This is a genomic window from Streptomyces sparsus (genome assembly GCF_054776295.1).
Genome location: NZ_BAAHCA010000519.1, coordinates 1 through 3,474, shown reverse-complemented (window position 1 = coordinate 3,474; position 3,474 = coordinate 1). Strand labels below are relative to the sequence as shown.

Below are 3,474 nucleotides of genomic sequence, written 5' to 3'. Positions count from 1 at the left end.
GTGGGTGCGGCCCCGGGCCCGCGTGGTGCTGCGGGCCCGGGCGCTCAGACGCTGTAGTCGTCGGCGTTCGCCGGGGCGGGCGCCTGCACGGCCCCGCTGAGGAACTGCGAGCGGGCGCCGAACTTCTCCGTCTCCACGCCGTTCTCCTGGAGCACCCGGAACGCCGCCGCGTGCACCACGCGCAGCACCGGCGTCGCCGCGCGCAGCGCGTCGTCCGCCATGAAGCGGTGCCGCCACGGTTTGTCGGCCCACGTGTGCCGCAGACCGAACGGCTCCGGCAGCACGAGCTTGCCGCCGAAGAAGTCCAGCACGGGCGGGAACCACGTCAGCGGTGCCCGCGCCGCCAGCCGGACCACCTCGCGCGCCTCGACCAGCGGCAGCGGCACCTTGCGGGTCTCCCAGAACTTGATGCTCTTGGAGACCTCCTTCTCCTTCGGCGAGGGCTTGGTGGTGAACAGCGGGTGCACCGGGCCCAGGGCGTGGCCCGTCACCTCGATGCGCAGGGTGTGGTGCAGCACGGTCACGGTGATCATCATGGTGAGGATCAACTGGCCGTCCCACAGCACGAACTGCACACCCAGGTAGTGCCGGTTGCCGCTGCCGAACTGCTGCTCGTTGCAGATGCGCTGGATCTCGAAGTCGCGCACCTGGAAGGCCTCCACCTCCTGGCCGTCCGGCCGGGAGACCTCCTTCGCGCCCTCACCGACCGGTGAGACGATCCAGTGCCGGATGGACGGCTTCGGAAAGCCGCCGGTGTGCAGCGGGCCGCGTTCCAGCATGCGCAGCTGGTCGTGGATGGCCCGTATGACGTCCCAGCTGCGGAACGGGTTGATGTCGTCCACGCCCTTGCGCGGCGTCAGCTCCTCGGCGAGCTGCCAGCTGCCCCAGCGGGTGCCCATGCCGAGTATGCCCTTGGGTCCGGCGTAGAAGACGACGTTGCTGCTCTGCTCGGCGGCGAGCTTGAGGAGAGACTGGCGCAGCCGCTCCGCCTCCGCGTCGTTCGGGTCCTGCGGCACCGCCTCCGGGATGCGCGCCCCGACGGCCGCGCCGCCCAGCAGCGCCTGCCAGTTCGCCCGCAGGTCCTTCGCGCAGCGTTCCGCGATCTGCTTGGCCCACAACCAGCCCACGACGGGGGCCACCAGCATGGCCCGCAGGTAGAGCGCGAGCAGGCCCTCCACCGGCAGCGCCACCGCGATGAACAGGACCAGCCCGGCCAGCGCGACCAAGGCCGCGACGCCGACCGCGCCCGCCCGCTTGTCCTTGGAACCGGCCAGCGACCGCCGCAGCTGGAAGCCGCCCAGCCAGATCAGCACGCCCGGCAGGAACAGCACGCCGAAGACCATCATGACGATGGTCAGCTTGCGGTCGCGGGTCTTCCGGAAGCGGTTGGCGGCGAGGCAGTGGTCGACGACCGTCTGCGGCTCCGTGCCGAAGGACTGCACGAGCGGCTTGCGCCCGCCGCCGAGCATGCGCACCTGCACGGCGCGGGAGAACGCCTCACCCAGGTTCGGCTCGAACAGCGAGAGCCGGGGCGGCTTGACGACCGCCTCCTCGTTCGCCTTCACCAGCGTCTCGACCGCGGTGTCCCGGTAGGCGGCCGACGCGAGTGCCTGCGTCGCCGCGGTCTGCCCCGAACCGCCGGTCAAAGGGACCTGCGCCCCCGGGCTGAAGTCCACCTCCACGCCCAGCTGTCGGTCGTCGAAACCCGCCACGCCGCCCCCACCTTCCCTCAGCCCCGCTGCACTTGCCGTTCCCCGCCCGGCGGGGCGGCACACATCTGCCGGACCGTCAGCGTATCGGCCGTCAGCCCGCGGCCTCCTCGTGTTGCCGGATCCGGTCGGCCAGGTGGGCCGGCATCGGCTCGTGACGTGCGTGGACGCGGGTGAACCGGCCGCTGCCGTGCGCCAGCGCCCGCAACTCCACCGCGTACCGGCCGATCTCGACCTCCGGCACCTCCGCCCGCACCACCGACGTGCCGCTGCCCGCCTGCTCGGTGCCGATCACCCGCCCGCGTCTCGACGACAGGTCACTGAGCACGGCGCCGACGTGCACGTCGGCGACCGTCACGGTCAGCGCGGCGACCGGCTCCAGCAGGTGCCGGGGCGCCGCCGCGGCCGCCTCCCGCAGCGCCAGGGCCCCCGCGGTCTGGAAGGCGGCGTCGGAGGAGTCCACCGAGTGCGCCTTGCCGTCCAGCAGCGTGACCCGCACGTCGACCAGCGGGGTGCCCGGCGACACGCCCCGCTCGGCCTGCGCACGCACGCCCTTCTCCACGGAGGGCACGAACTGGCGGGGCACCGCGCCGCCCACCACCCTGTCGACGAACTCGATCCCCGTCCCGGTCGGCAGCGGCTCCACCAGCAGCTCGCACACCGCGAACTGGCCGTGCCCGCCGGACTGCTTGACGTGCCGGCCGCGCCCGGAGCCCGGACCCGCGAAGGTCTCCCTGAGCGCGACCCGGTGCGGTTCCTCGTCGACCCGCACGCCGTACCTCGACCGCAGCCGCTCCAGCGCCACGTCCCGATGCGCCTCCCCGAGGCACCACAGCACCACCTGCCGGGTCTCGCGGTTGTGCTCCAGACGCATCGTGGGATCCTCGGCCACCAAGCGGGCCAGCCCCTGCGACAGCTTGTCCTCGTCGGCCTTGCCGTGCGCGCGGATCGCCACCGGCAGCATCGGGTCGGGCATCACCCACGGCTCCATCAGCAGCGGCCGGTCCCGGTCGGACAGCGTGTCCCCGGTCTCCGCGTGGGCCAGTCTGGCCACGCACGCCAGATCACCGGCCACCGCGCGGCTCAGCGGGCGCTGGTGACGGCCGAACGGCAGCGAGAGCGCCCCCACCCGCTCGTCGACGTCGTGGTCCTCGTGCCCGCGGTCCGCCAGACCGTGCCCCGAGACGTGCACGGCCCGGTCCGGCCGCAGCGTGCCCGAGAACACCCGGACCAGCGAGAACCGCCCCACGTACGGGTCCGACGAGGTCTTCACCACCTCGGCCGCCAGCGGGCCGTCCGGATCGCAGACCAGGGCGGGCCGCGGAGCGCCGCCGGGGGACGTGACCGGCGGGATCGCACGCTCCGGAGGGGTGGGGAATCCACCCGTGACCAGTTCCAGCAGCTCCACGGTCCCCAGCCCCTCGCGGGCCCCCGGAGCGGCCGGAGCGGCTGCCAGCACGGGATGGAAGGCACCTCGGGCCACGGCCCTCTCCAGGTCCTGGACGAGCGTGCCGAGGTCCAGTTCCTCGCCGCCGAGGTAGCGGTCCATCAGGGTCTCGTCCTCGCTCTCCGCGATGATGCCCTCGATCAGCCGGCTGCGCGCCTCCGCCGGCGCCTCCAACTGCCGCTCGTCGGGCGCGAGCTCGCGGCGGGCCCCCGTCGAGTAGTCGAAGACCCGCAGGGACAGCAGCCCGATCAGCCCGGTGACCGGGGCGCGGCCGTCCGCGTCCGCGGCGCCGCGGACCGGCAGGTGCAGCGGCAGCAC

Annotated in this window: 2 protein-coding genes; both read right to left on the bottom strand. The window is 73.5% G+C overall.

The genetic code is table 11. The features are described from left to right. Window positions 1-44 precede the first annotated feature (44 nt). Window positions 45-1,712, bottom strand: a complete 1,668-nt coding sequence (locus ACYVE9_RS19525) for a hypothetical protein (RefSeq protein ID WP_461029176.1) — start codon at window positions 1,710-1,712, stop codon at window positions 45-47. Between the two features lie 91 nt (window positions 1,713-1,803). Beyond that, the coding region (locus ACYVE9_RS19520; RefSeq protein WP_461029175.1) for an elongation factor G-like protein EF-G2 at window positions 1,804-3,474 on the bottom strand (1,671 nt) is incomplete at its 5' end.